Genomic DNA, 18,723 nt, shown 5'->3' with positions numbered 1-18,723 from the left:
GGAGGGCTTAGGCAGTGAAGGCGACGGCGCCGCGACGAAGCAGCCTCAGCTCTTCTTGGCGGCCTTCTTCGCCGGCTTCTTGGCCGGGGCGGCTTCGGCTTCGGCGGCGGGCGCCTCTTCCTTGGCGGCCTTGGGCTTGGCGGCCTTCTTCGCAGGCTTGGCCTCGGCCTCGGACTCCGCGGGCGACGCCTCGGCCTTGTCCTCCGCCTTCGCCTTCTTGGCGGCCGGCTTCTTCGCCTTGGGCTTGGCGCCATGATCGTGATCATGGTCGCCGCAGCCGGGGCCGTGGACATGGCCTTCCTCGGCCTCGATCGCCGCCTCGAGCTCGTCGCGGCTCACCGATCGCTCGCTGATCTCCGCTTTCTCGAACAGGAAGTCGACGACCTTGTCCTCGAACAAAGGCGCGCGCAGCTGGGCGGCCGCCATCGGCTCGTTGCGCAGATATTCGACGAACTTCTGCCGATCCTCGGGCCGATATTGCTGGGCGGCCTGCATGACCAGCTGGTTCATCTCCTGCTGGCTGACCTCGACGCCGTTCTTCTGGCCGATGTCGGACAGGAGCAGGCCCAGGCGGACGCGGCGCTCGGCGATCCTGCGATAATCCTCGCGCTCCTTCTCCATCTCGGCGCGGGCGGCCTCGGCATCCTCCTCGTGGCTCGCCTCATGCTCGAGCTGCTGCCAGATCTGGTCGAACTCCGCCTCGACCATCGATCCCGGGACCGGAAAATCGTGGGCGGCGGCGAGCTGGTCGAGCAGCTGACGCTTCATGTGGGTGCGGGTGAGGCCGTTCAGCTCCTGCTCGACCTGGTTCTTGAGCAGCTCGCGCAGCTGGTCGATGCCTTCGAGGCCCATCGACTGGGCGAACTCATCGTCGGCCTTGACCTCGCGCGCGACCTGGACCTCGTTCACCGTCACCTCGAAGGTAGCGCCGCGGCCCTTGAGATAGTCGACCGGATAATCCTCCGGGAAGGTGACCTCGAGGACCTTCTGCTCGTTGGCCTTGGCGCCGACCAGCTGGTCCTCGAAACCCGGGATGAGCCGGCCGGAGCCCAGCTCGACCGACATGCCCTCGCCCTTGCCGCCTTCGAACGGCTCGCCGTCGACCTTGCCCTCGAAATCGATGACGACGCGGTCGCCCAGCTCGGCCTTCTTCGCGGCGGGGGCCGAATCATAGCTCTTCTGGCCGGCGGCGAGCCGGTCGACGGCTTCGTCGATCGCGGACTCGCCGGCCTCGACGCGGAGCCGCTCGATCTTGAGGCCCTCGATCTTCGCCTCGGGCACGTCGGGAAGGGTCTCGAGCTCGACCTTGATCACGGCGTCCTTGCCGGGGCCGCCTTCCTCCAGCTCGACGCTCGGCTGCATCGCCGGGCGAAGCTTCTGGTCCGCCATCAGCTTCTGCACGCCGTCCTGGACGGCGCTCTGCAGCGCCTGCTGCTCGAGCGCGGCGCCATGCATCTTGCGGACGAGATTCGCCGGGACCTTGCCGGGCCGGAAGCCGGGCATCCGCACCTGCGGCGCGATCGTCTTCAGCTCCTGGTCGACGCGGGCGTCGATGTCCTTGGCGGGGATGGTGATCCGAAAGGCGCGCTTCAGCCCCTCGTTCAACGTCTCGACAGTCTGCATGGGTTGGTTCGAACCTTCAAATCACAGGAAAAAGGTGCATCGCATCCGGCGGCGCGGCTGGTGCGGGCGGAGGGACTCGAACCCCCACGGTTGCCCACTTGGACCTAAACCAAGCGCGTCTACCAGTTCCGCCACGCCCGCCGGGCCACGGCAAGGCGGCGTCTATAGCAGCGATGGGGCTGAGAGCAAGGTGGCGCGAAGGGGCGGAACAGACCGGGCGCGACGCCCGAGCGGGGCACGACCGGCCAGGCGCCCGGCGGCCGCGCCGGTTGCGCCGGATCGGGCGTTCCGAGGCGTTGCGCCCTACCCCGCCGGACGACGCTCAGGCGGCGTCGGCGAAGTCCTGGAGCGGCGCCGACCCACGGCGACGGACGAGTCCAACGCCCCAGGTGCCCGCGTCGGCGAGCGGAAGCGCTGTCCCGCAGAAGCCGCACTCGGCGGTCAGCCGACCGACATACCAATGGGTGCGGCCGCAGCCGGGGCAGTGGTTCACCTCATTCTCGCGATACACGACGTGATAGCCGCGCAGCGACGGATCGTGGGGATATTCTCCCGTCTTGCCGAAAATCGAAACCAACATCGTCTTCACTCCCTTGTCGCCCCTGCCCCAGCGACGAGTCGTTCTTTTCCATCGACGAGTTGAACGCAAGCTGACTGAGCCGTTCAGCTCCGGGCCGGCAGTTGTCAGTCGCGCCGTTCTCCCCTAGGCCGAGACCATCCACCGCCCCCGGAGCTTTTATCGATGAAGTTCAAGCCGTTGCTGGCCGGAATGGCCGCCGCTTCGCTGACCCTATCGGCTCATGCCCAAGGGCCTGCGACGGCACCGCAATTTTCTCCCGATGCCTTTCGCGGCCATGTCGCCTTCCTCGCCGACGACCTGCTCGAGGGCCGCGAATCGGGGACTCGCGGCTACGACATCGCGGCGCGCTACGTGGCCACCCAGTTCGAAGCGCTCGGCCTGCGCCCGGGCGCAGGCGATTCCTGGCTGCAGCCGGTCCGGTTCGTCCGCTACCAGAGCGGGGCCGGCTCGCGCCTCACCGTCGGCGGCCGCAGCTTCACCCAGGGCCGCGAGATTCTCGTTCGGCCCAGCCCTAGCCCCGAAGCGACCCGCATCGAGGCGCCCCTTGTCTTCGCCGGCTACGGCCTCGACCTGCCGGCGCAGGGCCATGACGATTATGCCGGTCTCGACGTACGCGGCAAGATCGTCGTCGTGCTGAGCGGCTATCCCGAGGGCACCGCCAGCGACGTCGGCGCCCATCTCACTTCCGAAAAGGCCCGCATGGCCGCGGCGCGCGGCGCCGCCGGATTGATCACGGTGCGGAGCGACGCGGAGGCGGAGCGGCTGCCCTGGGAGCGGCTCGTCGCTCATTCCGGCCGGCCGGGGACCACCTGGGTCGGCGAGGACGGCCAGCCCTTTTCCGTCCACGGCCTCGGCTTCAGCGCGACCGTCGACCGCCCGGTCGCCGAAGCCCTGTTCGCCGGCGCCCGGCGGCCGCTGTCGGCGGTGCTCGCAGAGGCGGCCGGAGGTGACCGACCCGCCGGCTTCGCGCTGGCCACGACCGCGCGGGCCGAACGCGAGCCGGCCGAGGCCGGCCGCTTCACCAGCCCGAACGTCGTCGCCGTCCTGCCCGGCACCGACCCGGCCCTGGCCGACGAATATGTGCTGCTGATGGCCCATCTCGACGGCCTCGGCGTACGCACGGGCGGAAACGAGGGCGAAGATGCGATCCGCAACGGGGCAATGGACAATGCTACTGGCGTCGCCACCCTGATCGAGGTCGCCCGCCAGATGACGCGGGACGGCAACAGGCCGCGCCGCCCGATCCTGTTCGCCGCGGTGACCGCCGAGGAGGTCGGGTTGCTCGGCTCCGAATATCTCGCCCGCCACCCGGTGACGGACGGGCGCGTGGTCTCGGTCGTCAATCTCGACATGCCGATCCTGACCTACGATTTCGAGGACGTGATCGCGTTCGGCGCCGAGCACAGTACGCTGGGTCCGGTCGTCGAGCGTGCCGCGGCGCGGATGAACGTGCGGCTGTCCCCCGATCCGCTGCCGGAGCAGGGACTGTTCACGCGTTCGGACCATTACGAGTTCGTCCGGGTCGGGGTGCCGTCGGTCTTCCTGATGACCGGCTTCGGCGGCGAGGGGCAGGCGCGCTTCACCCATTTCCTCGCGGAGGAATATCATAGTCCGAAGGACGACCTCGCCTTGCCCTTCGACTGGCAGGCCGGGGCCCGTTTCGCCCAGTTGAACTATCTCATCGCCCGCGAGATCGCCGATTCTGAGGAGGCGCCGCTCTGGTATGCCGACAGCTTCTTCGGCGGCGCCGTCGCCCGCGGACAGCGGCTGGCGCAGCGGCCCGGAGCCGGCGAGGGCGGCGCCCGGGCACGCTAGGCCGGATGCTCTGATGGCACCGGATCATCCGGTCCAGGGGCTTGACATGTCGCGATTTCCGAATCGTCGGGTGATCCCATCCGACTAGAAATCGTTCTGGCTCACGCCGCCCGGCGGGCTTCCATCATCTCGCCACGGATCCGGGTCAGGGTGGTGAAGGTGCCGCCGATGCGGTCGCGGAAGAAGTGGAGCACCTGCTCGATCGCGTCCAGGAAGGCCTGGAGCTGCGCCTCGCTTCGGACATAGGGCGTATGACCCGGCTCGAGGCTCGGGCTGTGATAGGCCAGGGTGAAGGTGCGGTGGCCGCGGCGGACCATCGACTCGATGAGCCGGCATTGCTCGCGGGCAGAGACCCCTTCCGGGGTCAGCCGCGAGCGGGCGATGAGCCGGCTGCGGGCGAGCAGGCCGGGCAAGTGCAGGCGCGCTGCCCGAGGCGAATCGAACAGCCATTCGAGGCGCGGGCCAAATCCCGCCGCCGCGCCGAAGAAGCCGATCGTCAGCGGCACCTCGAGAATGCCGCCCGGCCGATCGAGCCAATAAGGTTCGTCGGGCGTGCCGCGAAAGTCGGGGCCGCCGTCGCCGCGCAGATCGGTATGCGGCAGTCCGCTGCAATCGACCTGATAGCCGAGCGCGGCGATCGCCTCGAGCGTGCTCGGCCCGAAGCCGTAGCGCCCGGCCTTGAACACAATGGGCGCGGTGCCGAACGCGTCCCGGATCGCGGCCGTGATCGTCTCGATCTTCGCCCGCTCCAAGGCCGGCGGAAGATTGCAGTGATAGGAGTTGCGGCGAGTCACCTCTTCCTCGTGCGGCGGAGTCACCCATGGGTGGAGGTGGGCGCCGATCTCCGCCCGCCCGTCGGCGACCAGCGCGCCGAGGAAGTCGGCGGCCGCCGGATTGGTGGCCACCGGATAGTCGACGACATAGGTGGGGACGATGTCGAACCGGTCGTAGAGACGGTGCGCATGCGCCTGGGCGGGGATCGACCGGGTCGCCGTGGCCGTGCGGCTGAACGGCTTGTCCCAGTCGAACTCCTCCTCGGTATCGACGACGATGGCGAGGCGCGGTGTCACCGTCCGTCCAGGCCCGTCACCCGCTTCGCCTTCTCGATGGCGCGGTAGCCGAGGGACTTGAGATGGTTCTGGCTCGGGAAGCGTCCGGGCGAGGCGGGACGAAGTCCGGTGCGGCGGAGCAGAGCGTTCATTCGCCGCGCATATTCCTCGCGATAGCTCCACTCGGACCGCCACGTGATCGACAAGGAGATCGACACCTCCGGGCCGTTCTGGACCCAGTGCGGCGCCTTGACCGGAACGTAGAGGGCGCGGCCGGGATCGAGCTCGAACGGCGTGCCGCAGCCCGCAAAATCGTCCCGCCAGCCGAGGTTGCGGTGGCCGCCGTCGTGAAAGGCCTCGTGCGCCTCGGCGGACACAAGGGACTCGTCGTCGGCGGGAAAGACGGTCATCGTCTTGCGGCCGCGTATCTGGAGCAGGATGTTGTGCTCGGGGTCGAAATGGAACGGCGTCACCGCTCCCGGCGAGGAGACGAAGATGAAGCCTTCCCGCTTCAGCATCGCGCCGGTGGTCGGACGGACCGTGTCCTCGAGCTCGGCCAGAATCTCATGAAGCAACGCGCGATAGACCGGGTCCTGCTCGACGAACTTGAGCACCATCCACGAGCCGCATTGCTCGATCGAGCGAAGCGTCTCCTCGGCCGAGAGGCCGTTGGCCGGAGTCTGGGCGGGGTCCAGCCCGACCGGCAGGTCGCCGCGATTATATTCGGCGTCGACCGGGCGGATCCGCCGCGCCAGCTCGACCAGCGCGTCGAGCTCGAGCAGCGGGTGACCGACCAGTCCGTGGTCGAGCAGGATCGGCCGCTCGGGATAGGCGCCCGAAAGCGTCTCGCGCGCGGCGCCCGCAAAGGCTTGCTTGGTCATGCCTGTTCCTTTCCGGCGAGCCGCCGTGCGGCGCGCGACGCGATCTCGAGGCTGCGGCAGATGAAGTGGACGAGGCCGCGCCGTGGGCCGCTCAGCCGAACCGTGACGCGGACGATGCCGCGACGACCGGACCAGAGGCTGTCGATCATCGGGTGATTCTCGGCGGCGCAGCTGTCCATCCAGCCGATGTCGGCGCGATCGAGCACGGCGAGATTCTCGAGCTGGACGAGGACTCCCGGCGAGAAGCGGGCATAATCCTCGTCGAAGGCCGTCTTGAAGGAGAAGCTGCCGGGCGGCGCGAGGAAATTGACGAGCATCGCGATCGGGTGTTCGCCCAGGTCGAGACGCAGGAAATGGAGGCGCCCCCGGGTGCGCGCACCCGCGACGGCGGCGCGAAAGAAGGCCTCCTTGCGCGGGTCGCAAGCAAGCGCGCTGCCCGCCTCCCCTTTCCACCCGGCCTGCTCGAGCGCGAGGAAGGCGTCGCACCAGCTTTCGAGATCGTCGCCGTCGCCAAGCGTGCGCGCACGCACCGGCCCGAGCTCGCCAAGCCGGCTTCGAAGCCGCCTTATCTCCTTGCGCTTCTTCGGCCGGACCTGGCGCTCGTAATAAGCTTGCGGCTCGAGGTCGCTGGCGAGGAGGGCGCGGACCTCGCGATGGACGGTGGCGCAGGATCGCCCGCGCGCCGCCGCCGCGGCGGCGAGGCCGCGATGGACCGGGCCATTCTCGCTGATGTCGCGCAGGTGGATGAAGTTGGGCGCCCAGGCGGCACCGTCCAGGGCGTCGAGCAGGGCCGTCCAGAAGCCCTGCTCCTCGCCGCGGCGGACCAGCGGGATGCCGAGGAACATGTTGTGATGCCACCAATTGGCGACATGGCGGACGGGCGTGCGGCCATAGTCGGCGCCGATCGCCGACATGAAGATCCCGATCAGCCGGCCGCCGCGTCTCACCTCGAGCAGGCGGACACCTTCATCGGCGCCCAGCGCGTCCAGCGAGGCCGCCACGAACCAGGATTCGGCAAAGCAGTTCGGCTCGGCGGCATCGTCGGCCAAAGCGGCCCATTCCGGTTCGAGCCCGACGAGCGCCTCGGCCGGATCCCGCACCGTCACCGTCGTCGTCTCCTGGGCGAGGGCGGACGCGATCGTGCCGGCAGCGGCATCGTGGAGACGTGCGGAAGGGCCGGCGGAGTCCGCGGCCGGGATCGCCATCTTCGCTGCCGGAAACATGCAGGCGCGATAGCGCCAAGAGGTAAAGGAAAGGTGGTGCGCCGGCGGGGCTCCGCCGGTGCCAGGTCGACGCATGTGCAGCCGAAAGCGTCTCGCCAGCGCCCAGCAAGCGGGTAATATCAGGCAGCAGGACAGCCTCGGGAGCCCAAAGGTGTCGCCATCGCCGCAGCAGGATCATGACTCCGCCACTATCCTGGGCGGCCTGTATGGCGACGGCGTCATCGCACTCCAAGGGGCCTTCAGCGCCGACTGGGCCGACCGGATGCGCGAGGATATCGAAGCGCTGTTCGCCGAAGCGAAGGCGGTACCGGGCGGCGCGCTGCCCCGGGGCCCGGAACGCTTCTACGTCGAGGTCCATCCGGAGCGGATCCGGGGCTTTGTCGACATCGTCACCCATCCCTGGTTCGTCGCGGTGTGCGAGGCGGTACTTGGCCCGGACTACCGGATCGTCGAAATCGGGTTCGACATCCCTTTCCCGGGCGCGGCGGACCAGCCCTGGCATCGCGATTTCCCCTCGCCGGAAGCGACGCTGAAGGGACGGCGGCTGAACTCGCTGGCGTTCAACCTGACCGCGGTCGACACCGTCCCCGAAATGGGCGCCTTCGAGATCGCCCTGGGAACGCAGTGGGACGACCTGTCCGATTATGCCAACGGCATGTTCCCGCCCAAGGCGCTGTATCCGCGCTATTGCGAGCGCCGGGTGCGAAAGCTGCCGCGGCGCGGCGACATCTCCGCCCGTTCCGCCCTCACCATCCATCGCGGCACCGCCAACGTCTCCGACTCGGCGCGGCCCGTCCTGGTCGTCGGCGTCGACGCGCCCGACGCGACCAATGCGCATCACCATGACCTCCAGGTGACCCGGGCCTATCTCGACTCGCTTCCCGCCCGGGTCAGGGACCATCTCACCTGCCGGGTCGTCGACCGCCTCCAGACGGTCGTCCAGCATCATGTCATCGAGGGGCTGATCGAGCCGGACTATTGAGCGCACGGTCAGGCATCGCCCGGATCAGGCATGGCCCGGATCAGCCTTGGGCCGCCTCCGCGATCGGCTGCGCCGCGTCGTCCCCGGTCTCGAGCCGATAATCCTTATACCGCTCGCGCAAGGCCGTCTTGAGCAGCTTGCCGGTGGCGGTGTGCGGCAGGCTGTCGACGAACAGGATCTCATCAGGAAGCCACCAGCGAGCGACATGATCCTTGAGATGATCGCGGATCGCCGCTTCGTCGACGTCGCTGCCTTCCTTTCGGACGACCAGGAGCAGTGGCCTCTCGGCCCATTTCGGGTGCTGGACGCCGATCGCCGCTGCCTCGGCGACGCCGGCGCAGCCCATCGCCGCATTCTCGAGCTCGACCGAGCTGATCCACTCGCCGCCGGACTTGATCACGTCCTTCGAGCGGTCGGTGATCTGCATCGTTCCGCAGGGGTGGATGACGGCGACGTCGCCGGTGTCGAACCAATTCTCCTCGTCAACGCAATCTCCCTGCTCGTCCTGGAAGTAGCGCTTGATGATCCAGGGACCGCGGATCTGCAGCCGCCCCGAGCTTTTGCCGTCCCGCGGCTGCTCCCGCCCCTCGTCGTCGACGACGCGCAGCTCGACGCCGAACGGGACCCGTCCCTGCTTGCAGACGAGATCGACCTGCCCGCCGAAATCCATCTCCGCCCAATCGGCCGGCGGCGAGCCGATCGTGCCGATCGGCGACGTCTCGGTCATGCCCCAGGCGTGGCCGACCCGGATGCCCATCCTCATCAGCCGCTCGATCATCGCACGGGGCGCGGCCGAGCCGCCGATCGTCACCAGGCGGAGATGCTCGGGCTTCCTGCCGGTGGCATCCATGTACTGGAACATGCTCAGCCATACCGTCGGGACGCCGGCGGAATGGGTGACCTTCTCCTCATTCATCAGGCTGCACAGCACCGCCGGATCGTTGACGGCCGAATAGACGAACTTGACCCCGGCCATGGCGCCCGCGAACGGCAGCCCCCAGGCGGCGGCGTGGAACATCGGCACGATCGGCAGCGCCACCGCCTGCGCGGACAGATCGAAGCAGGCCGGGGCGATCTCGGCCATGGCGTGGATGACCGACGAACGGTGCTCGTAGAGCACGCCCTTGGGATTTCCAGTGGTGCCGCTCGTGTAGCAGAGCATGCAGGGCTCGCGCTCGGAGCCCTCGACCCACCGATAGTCGCCCTCGAACGGCGCGATCAGCGCCTCGAAAGAGTCGGGGCCGTCGCTGTCGAAACAGACATAATGCGCGATCGACGTCCATTGCGGCCGCAGCCGGTCGACGATCGGCTGGAAGGCCTTGTCGTAGAGCAGGACCTTATCCTCGGCGTGATTGGCGATGTAGACCAGCTGCTCGTCGAACAGGCGCGGATTGATGGTGTGGATCACCCCACCCATCCCGATCGTCCCATACCAGGCGACGAGATGGCGGCTGTGATTCATCGCCAGCGTCGCGACCCGCTCGCCGCGCCGGATGCCGAGGCTCTCCAACGCCTGGGCCAGCCGACGGGCGTCGCGCCCGATTCCGGCCCAGTTCGTTCGCGTCGTGGTGCCGTCGGCCCACCAGGTGACAATCTCGCGCTGGCCATGCTCGCGCTCGGCATGCTCGATCAGCCGCGGCACGCGAAGCTCGAAATCCTGCATCCCGCCCAGCATCTTCGCCTCTCCTCGCAAGTCGTTATCGAGCGAGCATATCCGCCTCGCCCGCGCGACGGAAGCGACGCCTGGCGACGGCCTTGCCGCGGATACTGATCCGCAACGCACCCGGGGCGGCAGGCGATTAGGAGACGAGCGCGAGCCTCGGCGGCTCGACGACCGAGAGGCGGACGGCGGCGACACCCTCGAGCCGTTCCAGGCGGGCGGCGAGCTCGGCATCGACTTCGAAGTCGCGGCCGAGGACGATCTCGGCCTCGCCGACCTCTGCCCTCGCCCGCAGGCGGAGCTGGCCGTTGCCGCCGCGATGGCCGGCGACCGCCTCGGCGAGGCGCGGCAGCACGTCCGGACCGGCAACCTCGACCTCGATCTGCATCCGGGTGCGGCGGGACAGTCCCTCGAAGGTCTGCACCGATCGGATGGCGACTCGCGGCGTCTCGTCGCCGGGCCGCCGGTCGAGCTCGACGTTGAGCAGGGCGCAGGCGCCCGCCTTGGCCGCGGCGGCGACCTGCTCGGCGACCGGATCGTCGAAGATGCTCGCCTCGAACTGGCCGGAGGGGTCGGAAAGGGTCGCCATCATGTAGCGGCGGCCGCGCGCCGAGGTGCGCCAGCGCGTGTCCTCGACCAAGGCGGCCATGACAGCGCCGCTGCGGCCGCCTTCGGCCGACGCCGGCAACGCGCACAGCTGCGCGAAGCTGCGGGCGCCATGCGCCTCGACGAGGTGGCGGTAATTGTCGACGGGGTGGGCCGAGAAATAGAAGCCGAAGCTCTCTTTCTCCTGGGCCATGCGCTGGGCCAGCGTCCACGTCTCGCTCACCGGCATGCGGATCGGGACGACGTTGGCCGGCCCTTCGCCGAACAGGCCGCCCTGCCCGCTCTCGCGCGCATCGGCCGCGCTGGACGCCGCGGCGAGGATCGTCTCGGCGGCGGCGAAGACCGCGGAGCGCTCGGAAATGTCGTCGAAGGCGCCGCCGCCGGCAAGGCTCTCGATCTGGCGGCGATTGAGCAGTCTCGGGTCGATCCGGCCGGCAAAGTCGTCCAGGCTTCGGAACGGCCCGTTCGCCCGCCGCTCTTCGACGAGCAGCTCCATCGCCCGCTCGCCGACGCCCTTGAGCGCGCCGAGCGCATAGCGGACGGCGAGGCCCTCCCCTTTCTCCGTCTGCGCCTTCTCGACCGAGAATTCGGCCTCGCTCGCGTTGATCGACGGCGGCAGGCAGGGCACCTCCATCCGCCGCATGTCCTCGCAGAAGATGGCGAGCTTGTCGGTCTGGTGCATGTCGAAGCACATCGAGGCCGCGTAGAATTCGACCGGATGGTGCGCCTTCATCCAGGCGGTCTGGTAGGCCACCAGGGCGTAGGCGGCGGCGTGGCTCTTGTTGAAGCCGTAGCCCGCGAACTTGTCGATCAAGTCGAACAGCTCGTTGGCCTTGGGCGCGGCGATCCGGTTTGCGGCGCAGCCTTCGACGAAGCGCGAACGCTGCGCGTCCATCTCCGCCTTGATCTTCTTGCCCATGGCGCGGCGCAGCAGGTCCGCCTCGCCGAGGCTGTAGCCGGCGAGCACCTTTGCCGCCTCCATCACCTGCTCCTGGTAGACGAAGATGCCGTAAGTCTCCTCGAGCACCTTCTCGAGCATCGGATGGGGATATTCGATCGGCTCGCGGCCGTTCTTGCGGGCGCCGAAGCTGGGGATATTGTCCATCGGGCCGGGCCGGTAGAGCGAGACGAGCGCGATGATGTCGCCGAAATTGGTCGGCTTCACCGCGGCGAGCGTGCGCCGCATGCCTTCCGATTCGAGCTGGAACACGCCCACCGTCTCGCCGCGCTGGAGCAGGGCATAGACTTCCGGATCGTCCCAGGCGAGCCGATCGAGATCCGCCTCGACGCCCCGCTTGCGCAGCATGTCGACCGCCTTGCGCAGCACCGACAGGGTCTTGAGGCCGAGAAAGTCGAACTTGACGAGGCCCGCGCCCTCGACATGCTTCATGTCAAACTGGGTGACCGGCATGTCCGAGCGCGGATCGCGGTAGAGCGGGACGAGCTCGTCGAGCGGGCGGTCGCCGATGACGACGCCGGCGGCGTGGGTCGAGCTGTGCCTGGGCAGGCCCTCCAGCTTCATCGCCAGATCGAACAGCCGGCGGACGTCGGCGTCGCCGCGATATTCCTCGGCGAGCTCCGAGACGCCGTTCAGCGCGCGCTCGAGTGTCCACGGATCGGTGGGATGGTTGGGAACGAGCTTCGCCAGGCGATCGACCTGGCCATAGGGCATCTGCAGGACACGGCCGGTGTCCTTGAGCACGGCGCGCGCCTTCAGCTTCCCGAAGGTGATGATCTGCGCGACCTTGTCGGCACCCCAGCGCTCCTGGACGTAGCGGATCACCTCGCCGCGCCGGGTTTCGCAGAAGTCGATGTCGAAATCCGGCATCGAGACGCGCTCGGGATTGAGGAAGCGCTCGAACAGCAGGCCGAGCTTGATCGGATCGAGATCGGTGATGGTGAGCGCCCAGGCGACCACCGAGCCGGCACCGGAGCCGCGGCCGGGGCCGACCGGGATGCCATGCTCCTTCGCCCATTTGATGAAGTCGGCGACGATCAGGAAATAACCCGGAAAGCCCATCCGGACGATGACGTCGATCTCGAAGTCGAGGCGGGCGAAATATTCGGCATAACGCTCCTCGAGCGATGAAGCGCCAGCCCCTCCCCCTTGTCGGGAGGGGTCGGGGGTGGGGGTGCGCGGCTCCGCCGCGTGCCGGCCCTCCGGGCCGGCACCCCCCTCCCTGCCCTCTCCCACAAGGGAGGAGGGTCGATCCTGATAGCGCCGAAGCCGTGCGACGAGTCCGGCATGGGCGTCGCGGCGCAGCTGGTCGGCCTCGGCGTCGACGTCGCCCGCGCTGCGCGGCAGGATCGGCTTGCGCTTGGGCGCCCCGACGGCGCAGCGCCGCGCGACGATCGCGGTGTTGGCGATCGCCTCGGGCAGGTCGGCGAACAGGCTGCGCATGTCCATTGCCGGCTTCAGCCAGGCTTCGGAGGACGAGCGGGCGCGGTCGTCGCGGTCGATCTGGCTCGACTGGGCGATGCACAGCATCGCATCATGCGCGCGGTGGAAGGCGGGCTCGGCATAGGCTGCCGGATTGGTCGCGACCAGCGGCAGATCGCGGGCGTAAGCGAGGTCGATCAGGCCGGCCTCCGCGGCCTGCTCGACCGGATCGCCGCGCCGGCTGAGCTCGACATAGAGACGCGCGGGGAACAGCGCCTGAAGCCGGTCGGCGAGGGCCGCCGCCTCCTGGTCCTGGCCGTGCGCGACCAGGCGGGCGAGCGCCCCCTCCCCGCCGCCGGTGAGGGCGAGGAGGCCGTCGGTGCGCCCGGACATCGATTCGAGCGTGACATGCGCTTCCTCCTCGACCGGACGATCGAGATGGGCGGAGGAAACCAGCCCGCATAGATTCCGGTAACCGGCCTCGTCCTGCGCGTAGAGGGCCAGCCAGTCGACGATGATCGGCTTGCCCGCCGGGGTGCCGGGCCGGGCGACGCCGAGAAAGGTGCCGATGACCGGCTGAACGCCTTCGCCGAGGCAGGCATCGGTGAAGGCCATGGCCGCATAGAGGCCGTTGCGATCGGTCAGCGCCGCCGCCGGGAATTCCAGCTTCTTGGCCTGCTTCGCCGCCGCCTTCGGATCGATCGCCCCTTCGAGCATCGTGTAGCTGGAGAAGATTCGAAGCGGGACATAGGGGGCCGAGGACATGGACCGGTTATGGTCGGTCGGCGGCGCCGGGAAAAGGCTGGACGGCGGATTGTCCACAGGAATCGCGGGGGAGCTTTACTCCAGCCGGCCGTCGTGGAGCCGCAGCACCCGGTCCATCTTGGCGGCGATACGCTCATTGTGCGTCGCCACCAAAGCGGCGCTGCCCTCCTCGCGGACGAGGCGGAGGAATTCCGCGAAGACGATGTCGGCGGTGGCTTCGTCGAGATTGCCGGTGGGCTCGTCGGCGAGGACCAAAGCCGGCCGGTTCGCCAGCGCCCGGGCGACGGCGACGCGCTGTTGCTCGCCGCCGGAGAGCTTGCTCGGCCGATGGGTCAGCCGCTCGGCGAGCCCGAGGACTCCGAGCAGCGCCTCGGCCCGCGCCTGCGCGTCGGCGCGGCTGGCGCCGCGAACGAGCTGCGGGATGATCACGTTCTCGGCCGCGGTGAAGTCCGGCAGCAGATGGTGGAACTGATAGACGAAGCCGAGAGTGTCGCGGCGGACGCGGGTGCGGTTGGCGTCGCTGAGCTCGGCCACCTCCTCGCCCCCGATCCGGATCGAGCCTTCGAAGCCACCCTCGAGCAGGCCGACCGCCTGCAGGAAGGTCGACTTGCCCGAACCGGACGGCCCGAGCAGGGCGACGATCTCGCCCCGGCGGACGTCGAGGTCGATGCCGCGCAGAACGTCGATCCGCACTCCCGCCTGCTCGAAGCTGCGGCGAAGACCGCGGACGGCGAGGACGGCGTCGGGGCCGGGCGTGGCGGAAGGGCGCTGGCCGGCGCGTTGAGCGGCGTCAGTCACGGCGTCGCTCACTCATAGCGCAGCACCTGGACCGGATCCGTGCTCGCCGCCTTCCAGGCTGGATAAAGCGTGGCGAGGAAGCTCAGAACCAGCGCCATCGCCACGATCGCGGCGACCTCGAACGGATCGGTCTTGGAGGGAAGCTCGGTGAGGAAGCGGACCGACGGATCCCACAGATTCTGGCCCGTCACCCACTGGACGAAGCGCACGACCGCCTGGCGGTAGGAGAGGAAGAAGGCGCCGAGACCCACGCCGGCGAGAATGCCGAGCACGCCGATGGTGACGCCGACGGTCATGAATACCTTCATCAGGCCCGACCGGGTCGCCCCCATCGTCCGAAGGATCGCAATGTCGCGGGTCTTGGCGCGGACCAGCATGATCAGCGAGGAGAGGATGTTGAACACCGCGACGAGGACGATGATCGACAGGACGACGAACATCGCCACCCGTTCGACCTGGAGCGCCTCGAACAAGGCAGAGTTGAGCGAGCGCCAGTCCTGGACGACCGCGCGGCTGCCCAGCGAGGCGGAGAGCGGCGCCAATATCTCCTGGACCCGGTCGGCGTCGGTGGTCGTGATCTCGATCATCTGGACGGCGTCGCCCATCAGCAGGAAGCTCTGCGCCTCCTCGATCGGCATGACGACGAAAGCCCGGTCGAAATCGTAGAGGCCAACCTCGAAGATCGCGGCGACCCGGTAGTCGACGATGCGCGGCACGGTGCCGAACGGCGTCGTGCGCCCCTGCGGCGAGACGATGGTGATGCTGCTGCCGACATGCAGGCCGAGCAATTGGGCGAGCTGGGAACCGATCGCGACATTGTCGCTGCCCGGCCGGAGCTCGGCGAGCGAGCCGGCGAGGACGCCGCGGGTCATCGTCGGATTGGCGAGGATGTCCGCGCGCGGAACGCCGCGCAGCAGGATCGCTTCGACCCGGCCCTGGTTGGTCGCCATCAAGGGCTGCTCGATCAGCGCCGACGCGTCGGTCACGCCCGGCGTGGCGCGCGCCCGTTCGAGGATCGGCCGCCAATTCTCGATCCGGTTGCCATAAGTCTGGATGACGGCATGACCGTTGAGGCCGACCACCTTGTCGAACAGCTCAGCGCGAAAGCCGTTCATCACGCTCATCACGATGATCAGGGCGGCGACGCCGAGCATGACCGCGACCAGGCTGATGCCGGCGACGAGGAAGATGAAGCCCTCGCCCTTCCCCGGCAGCAGATAGCGCCGGGCAATCATCCGTTCGTAACGGGAAAGCAGCACTGCCCTCACCCTCCCCTCGCTGGCGCGATGGGCCCCTCCCTCTCCCGAAATGGGAGAGGGGCTGGCCCCGCGCGCCCTTCAATCCCTCTCCCCTCGCGGGAGAGGGAGGGGCCCGCCTGCCGCAGGCAGGTGGGAGGGTGAGGGCCCGTCACTCCGCCAGCCTCGCCAGCGCGCTTTCGAGGCTCAATTCCTCGCGCTCGCCGGTGGCGCGGCGCTTCAGCTCGACGACGCCTTTCTCCAGCCCCTTGGGGCCGACGACGAGCTGCCAGGGCAGGCCGATCAGGTCCATGGTGGCGAACTTGGCGCCGCCGCGCTCGTCGCGATCGTCGTAGAGTGTCTCGACGCCGGCGCCCTGAAGCTTGCCGTACAGCTCGTCGGCGGCGCTGGTGACGTTGCCGTCGTCGGCGCGCATGTTGACGAGGCCGACCTTGAAGGGGGCGACGCTCTCCGGCCAGACGATGCCGCTCGCGTCGTGGCTTGCCTCCATGATCGCGCCCATCAGCCGCGAGACGCCGACGCCGTAGCTGCCCATCTGCGGATGGACCTGGCCGCCGTCCGGAGTCTGGATGGCGAGCCCCATGCTGGCGCTGTACTTGGTGCCGAAGGCGAAGATGTGACCGACCTCGATGCCGCGGCGGCTGCGCAGCCGCTCGGCCGGGACCGGGCAGTCGGCGACCTTGGCATGCTCCTCCTCCTCCATCGCATAGAGTCCGGTAAGGCGAGCGATGGTCGAGGCGTCGGCGGCGAGCAGCTCCTCGCGCGACACCTCGTCGATGGCGGCGTCGTAGAAGAGCGCGCTCTCCCCGGTATCGGCGAGGATGTGGAATTCGTGGGAAAGGTCGCCGCCGATCGGCCCGGTCGGCGCCCGCACCGGCACCGCCTGCAACCCCATTCGCGCGAAGGTGCGCAGATAGGCGACGAACATCGCCTCGTAGCTGGCCTTGAGACCGGCCTCGTCCAGGTCGAAGCTGTACGCATCCTTCATCAGGAACTCGCGCCCGCGCATCACGCCGAAGCGCGGGCGGATCTCGTCGCGGAACTTCCACTGGATGTGATAGAGGGTGCGCGGCAGGTCGCGATAGGAGCGGACGGCGTCCCGGAAGATGCCGGTGATCATCTCCTCGTTGGTGGGACCGTAGAGCATCTCGCGGTCGTGCCGGTCGGTGAAGCGGAGCATTTCCGGCCCGTAGGCGTCGTATCGGCCCGACTGGCGCCACAGGTCGGCCGACTGGACGGTCGGCATCAGCAACTCGACCGCGCCAGCCCGGTCCTGCTCCTCGCGCACGATCTGCTCGATCCGCTTGAGCACGCGAAGGCCGAGCGGCAGCCAGGCATAGATGCCGGCGGCGGTCTGCCGGATCAGGCCGGCGCGGAGCATCAGCTTATGGCTGACGATCTGGGCGTCGGCCGGCGTCTCCTTCATGACAGGCAGGAAGTAGCGAGTGAGGCGCATGAGCGGGCATGGTTCCAGTGCGAAAGGGTGCCCGGTCTCTACGGGCGCGTCCGGATCAAGGCAACCGCGCCGGCGCCCGAGCGCCCCTGGATATGTCGCGATTTCCGAGTCGTCCGGATGATCCCATCCGACTGGAAATCGCTCTAGTTGCGAGCGCCTATCAGTCTAGTCCTGCAACCCTTTGTGGCAACGGCGCCACAGCGGCCCGCAAAGTGTCCGGCAGATGAACAAGGGCGTGACAATGGCGGCATCCCTCCATACCGTGTTTTCCACGCAACCAAGGACTTATGGCCTGGTTCGGGGAGCTTCGGCCCCGCTTCTCCTTTGCGAGGTAGGAGGGGTGCGCGGGACGAAGCGTCACAAAGGGGGTAGACGGCTCACGCCGTCTTACGGGTGCCCGGCTCGAAAGAGCCGGGCACTTGTCGTTTGGGCGCCTTCCCCAGTCGCTCGGGCAACGAGGTCGGATGGTCTCGGAGAAACCGACATCACTCGACGCGCGCGTGGGCGAACCAGGCCACGCGGATCTGCTCGCCTCTGACATTGTGGCCGACCAGGTTGAGCCCGGTATTCGCCCAGACCGGATCGCGCCGGCGGTCGGCGAGCGCGCGGCTCTCGATCACCGCGGCAAGGCCGAGCACGGCTTCCTCGGGATTTTCGGCCGACCAGCGCTCGAGGACGTCGCGGGTGAAGACGGTGATGGCGGTGGAAGCGAGGTCGCGGCGATGCTCTGGATCCACCGCGCAGCGATACCAGGCGAAGTTGCCGCGCAACTGGGCGAAATATTCGAGATAGACGGTAGCGACGGCGATCAGCCTCCCGTCGCGATAGGCGGCGGCGGCGAGCTGGCGGACTCGCTCGTCCGCGCCCGTCCTGGGCGGGAGCAGGTTCAATCGATGCCAGAAGGCGATGGCGTCCGCCTCGATCGCCGGGTCGGCAAGCCGCCACGCCGGGCGCAGGTTCAGCCCGGGATCGGCGTCGGCGAGTCGGCGACCCGACCAGCCACCATCCTCGGGGCTACTCTCATGCTGGTGCGACACGTGCTCCCCCCTTCAGATCGGGAAGCACAGACTAGCGAAAATTCGAGCGCCGAGCACTCGGCCGCGTCGACCGTCTCAGACGGGCTGCAGCCGCAGGTCGAGGCGGTCGGTGTCGAAGCCTTGCGCCCCCGGAGTCGCGCTCAGCACGCGAGCGCGATTGCGAGGGCCGGGCGAGCGGCTGAGCACGGCCTGTCCGGAGCCGTTGAGAACGACCTGATCTTCTCCCGCAGAGATGACGGCGCCCTGCATCGATCCGGGTTCGTAATTGACGACGAGCTCGTAGCCGCCCGGCGCGTTGCAGAACTCGTTGATCTGCCCGAGCGGGACACCCTGGGGCGCCTCGCCGACAGCTCCCAGCGGCCTGAACCGGATTTCGCAGACGACCGGGACGGTCAGGCTGAGGTTAAATCCAAAGGTTTCCGCGCCGACCGACGCGGGGGACGCAGTGAGAGCCAAGGCCGTCGCGCCCAGCACGATCTTACGAAGCATACGCACCTCACCGTTAACGAAAGTCTTCGTCAACGGGGGAAGTAACGCCGGAATCTTTGGAAATGGTTAAGGTCGAATCGACCGCGACAAGGCTTCCGTCGTGGTTAAAGCACTATTCACCGT

14 protein-coding genes and 1 tRNA gene are annotated in these 18,723 nt (G+C 68.5%); 2 read left to right on the top strand and 13 right to left on the bottom strand.

Annotated elements, in window-relative coordinates:
* Positions 1-45: 45 nt before the first annotated feature.
* The 3 genes from tig to DDE10_RS02080 form a co-directional block, all read right to left on the bottom strand.
* Positions 46-1,623 carry a trigger factor gene (tig, locus tag DDE10_RS02090; protein WP_114951050.1) on the bottom strand — a complete coding sequence of 526 codons (1,578 nt, stop codon included), beginning with the start codon at positions 1,621-1,623 and terminating at the stop codon, positions 46-48.
* A 58-nt stretch (positions 1,624-1,681) separates the two neighbouring features.
* Positions 1,682-1,764, bottom strand: a tRNA-Leu gene (locus DDE10_RS02085).
* Positions 1,765-1,945: 181 nt separating this feature from the next.
* Entirely contained in the window at positions 1,946-2,203 is a 258-nt protein-coding gene (locus DDE10_RS02080) for a hypothetical protein (protein ID WP_114951049.1), read from the bottom strand.
* Positions 2,204-2,365: 162 nt separating this feature from the next.
* On the opposite strand from DDE10_RS02080, the gene DDE10_RS02075 reads away from it, so the two are divergent.
* Positions 2,366-4,018, top strand: a complete 1,653-nt coding sequence (locus tag DDE10_RS02075; protein ID WP_114951048.1) for a M28 family metallopeptidase — start codon at positions 2,366-2,368, stop codon at positions 4,016-4,018.
* Between the two features lie 101 nt (positions 4,019-4,119).
* On the opposite strand, the gene DDE10_RS02070 is transcribed toward DDE10_RS02075, so the two are convergent.
* Genes DDE10_RS02070 through DDE10_RS02060 form a run of 3 tightly spaced genes read right to left on the bottom strand, consistent with a single transcriptional unit; the run spans position 4,120 to position 7,153 of the window.
* On the bottom strand, positions 4,120-5,088 hold the full coding sequence (locus DDE10_RS02070; protein ID WP_114951047.1) for a polysaccharide deacetylase family protein: 969 nt from the start codon (positions 5,086-5,088) through the stop codon (positions 4,120-4,122).
* Complete coding sequence (locus tag DDE10_RS02065; protein ID WP_114951046.1) at positions 5,085-5,948, bottom strand: cupin-like domain-containing protein; 864 nt, start codon at positions 5,946-5,948, stop codon at positions 5,085-5,087. Before DDE10_RS02065 ends, DDE10_RS02070 begins: the two co-directional genes overlap by 4 nt.
* A complete protein-coding gene (locus tag DDE10_RS02060) occupies positions 5,945-7,153 on the bottom strand; it encodes a GNAT family N-acetyltransferase (RefSeq protein ID WP_114951045.1) in 1,209 nt (402 codons plus the stop codon). The genes DDE10_RS02065 and DDE10_RS02060 overlap by 4 nt, the downstream gene beginning before the upstream one ends.
* A 169-nt stretch (positions 7,154-7,322) precedes the next feature.
* Between DDE10_RS02060 and DDE10_RS02055 the strand changes: the two genes are divergently transcribed.
* Positions 7,323-8,153 (top strand): phytanoyl-CoA dioxygenase family protein, encoded by an 831-nt coding sequence (locus tag DDE10_RS02055; RefSeq protein WP_284734386.1) that lies wholly within the window; start codon positions 7,323-7,325, stop codon positions 8,151-8,153.
* A 40-nt stretch (positions 8,154-8,193) separates the two neighbouring features.
* On the opposite strand, the gene DDE10_RS02050 is transcribed toward DDE10_RS02055, so the two are convergent.
* The 7 genes from DDE10_RS02050 to DDE10_RS02020 form a co-directional block, all read right to left on the bottom strand.
* Positions 8,194-9,828, bottom strand: a complete 1,635-nt coding sequence (locus DDE10_RS02050; RefSeq protein ID WP_114951043.1) for a long-chain fatty acid--CoA ligase — start codon at positions 9,826-9,828, stop codon at positions 8,194-8,196.
* A gap of 124 nt (positions 9,829-9,952) precedes the next feature.
* Positions 9,953-13,564 carry a DNA polymerase III subunit alpha gene (dnaE, locus tag DDE10_RS02045; protein ID WP_114951686.1) on the bottom strand — a complete coding sequence of 1,204 codons (3,612 nt, stop codon included), beginning with the start codon at positions 13,562-13,564 and terminating at the stop codon, positions 9,953-9,955.
* 75 nt (positions 13,565-13,639) lie between these two features.
* A complete protein-coding gene (locus DDE10_RS02040) occupies positions 13,640-14,362 on the bottom strand; it encodes an ABC transporter ATP-binding protein (protein ID WP_114951685.1) in 723 nt (240 codons plus the stop codon).
* An 8-nt stretch (positions 14,363-14,370) separates the two neighbouring features.
* On the bottom strand, positions 14,371-15,621 hold the full coding sequence (locus DDE10_RS02035; protein WP_114951042.1) for a lipoprotein-releasing ABC transporter permease subunit: 1,251 nt from the start codon (positions 15,619-15,621) through the stop codon (positions 14,371-14,373).
* 148 nt (positions 15,622-15,769) lie between these two features.
* Positions 15,770-17,074, bottom strand: coding sequence for a proline--tRNA ligase (gene proS / locus DDE10_RS02030; protein WP_114951041.1), 1,305 nt, complete (start codon positions 17,072-17,074; stop codon positions 15,770-15,772).
* A 485-nt stretch (positions 17,075-17,559) separates the two neighbouring features.
* Positions 17,560-18,111: a hypothetical protein gene (locus DDE10_RS02025; RefSeq protein ID WP_114951040.1), complete on the bottom strand. Its 552-nt coding sequence runs from the start codon at positions 18,109-18,111 to the stop codon at positions 17,560-17,562.
* 75 nt (positions 18,112-18,186) lie between these two features.
* Entirely contained in the window at positions 18,187-18,600 is a 414-nt protein-coding gene (locus tag DDE10_RS02020) for a hypothetical protein (protein WP_284734385.1), read from the bottom strand.
* Positions 18,601-18,723 lie beyond the last annotated feature (123 nt).

This window comes from Sphingosinicella terrae, assembly GCF_003347635.1.
Lineage (GTDB): Bacteria > Pseudomonadota > Alphaproteobacteria > Sphingomonadales > Sphingomonadaceae > Allosphingosinicella > Allosphingosinicella terrae.
The sequence above is the reverse complement of the archived record's forward strand: the minus strand, read 5'-3'. Positions and strand labels throughout refer to the sequence as shown.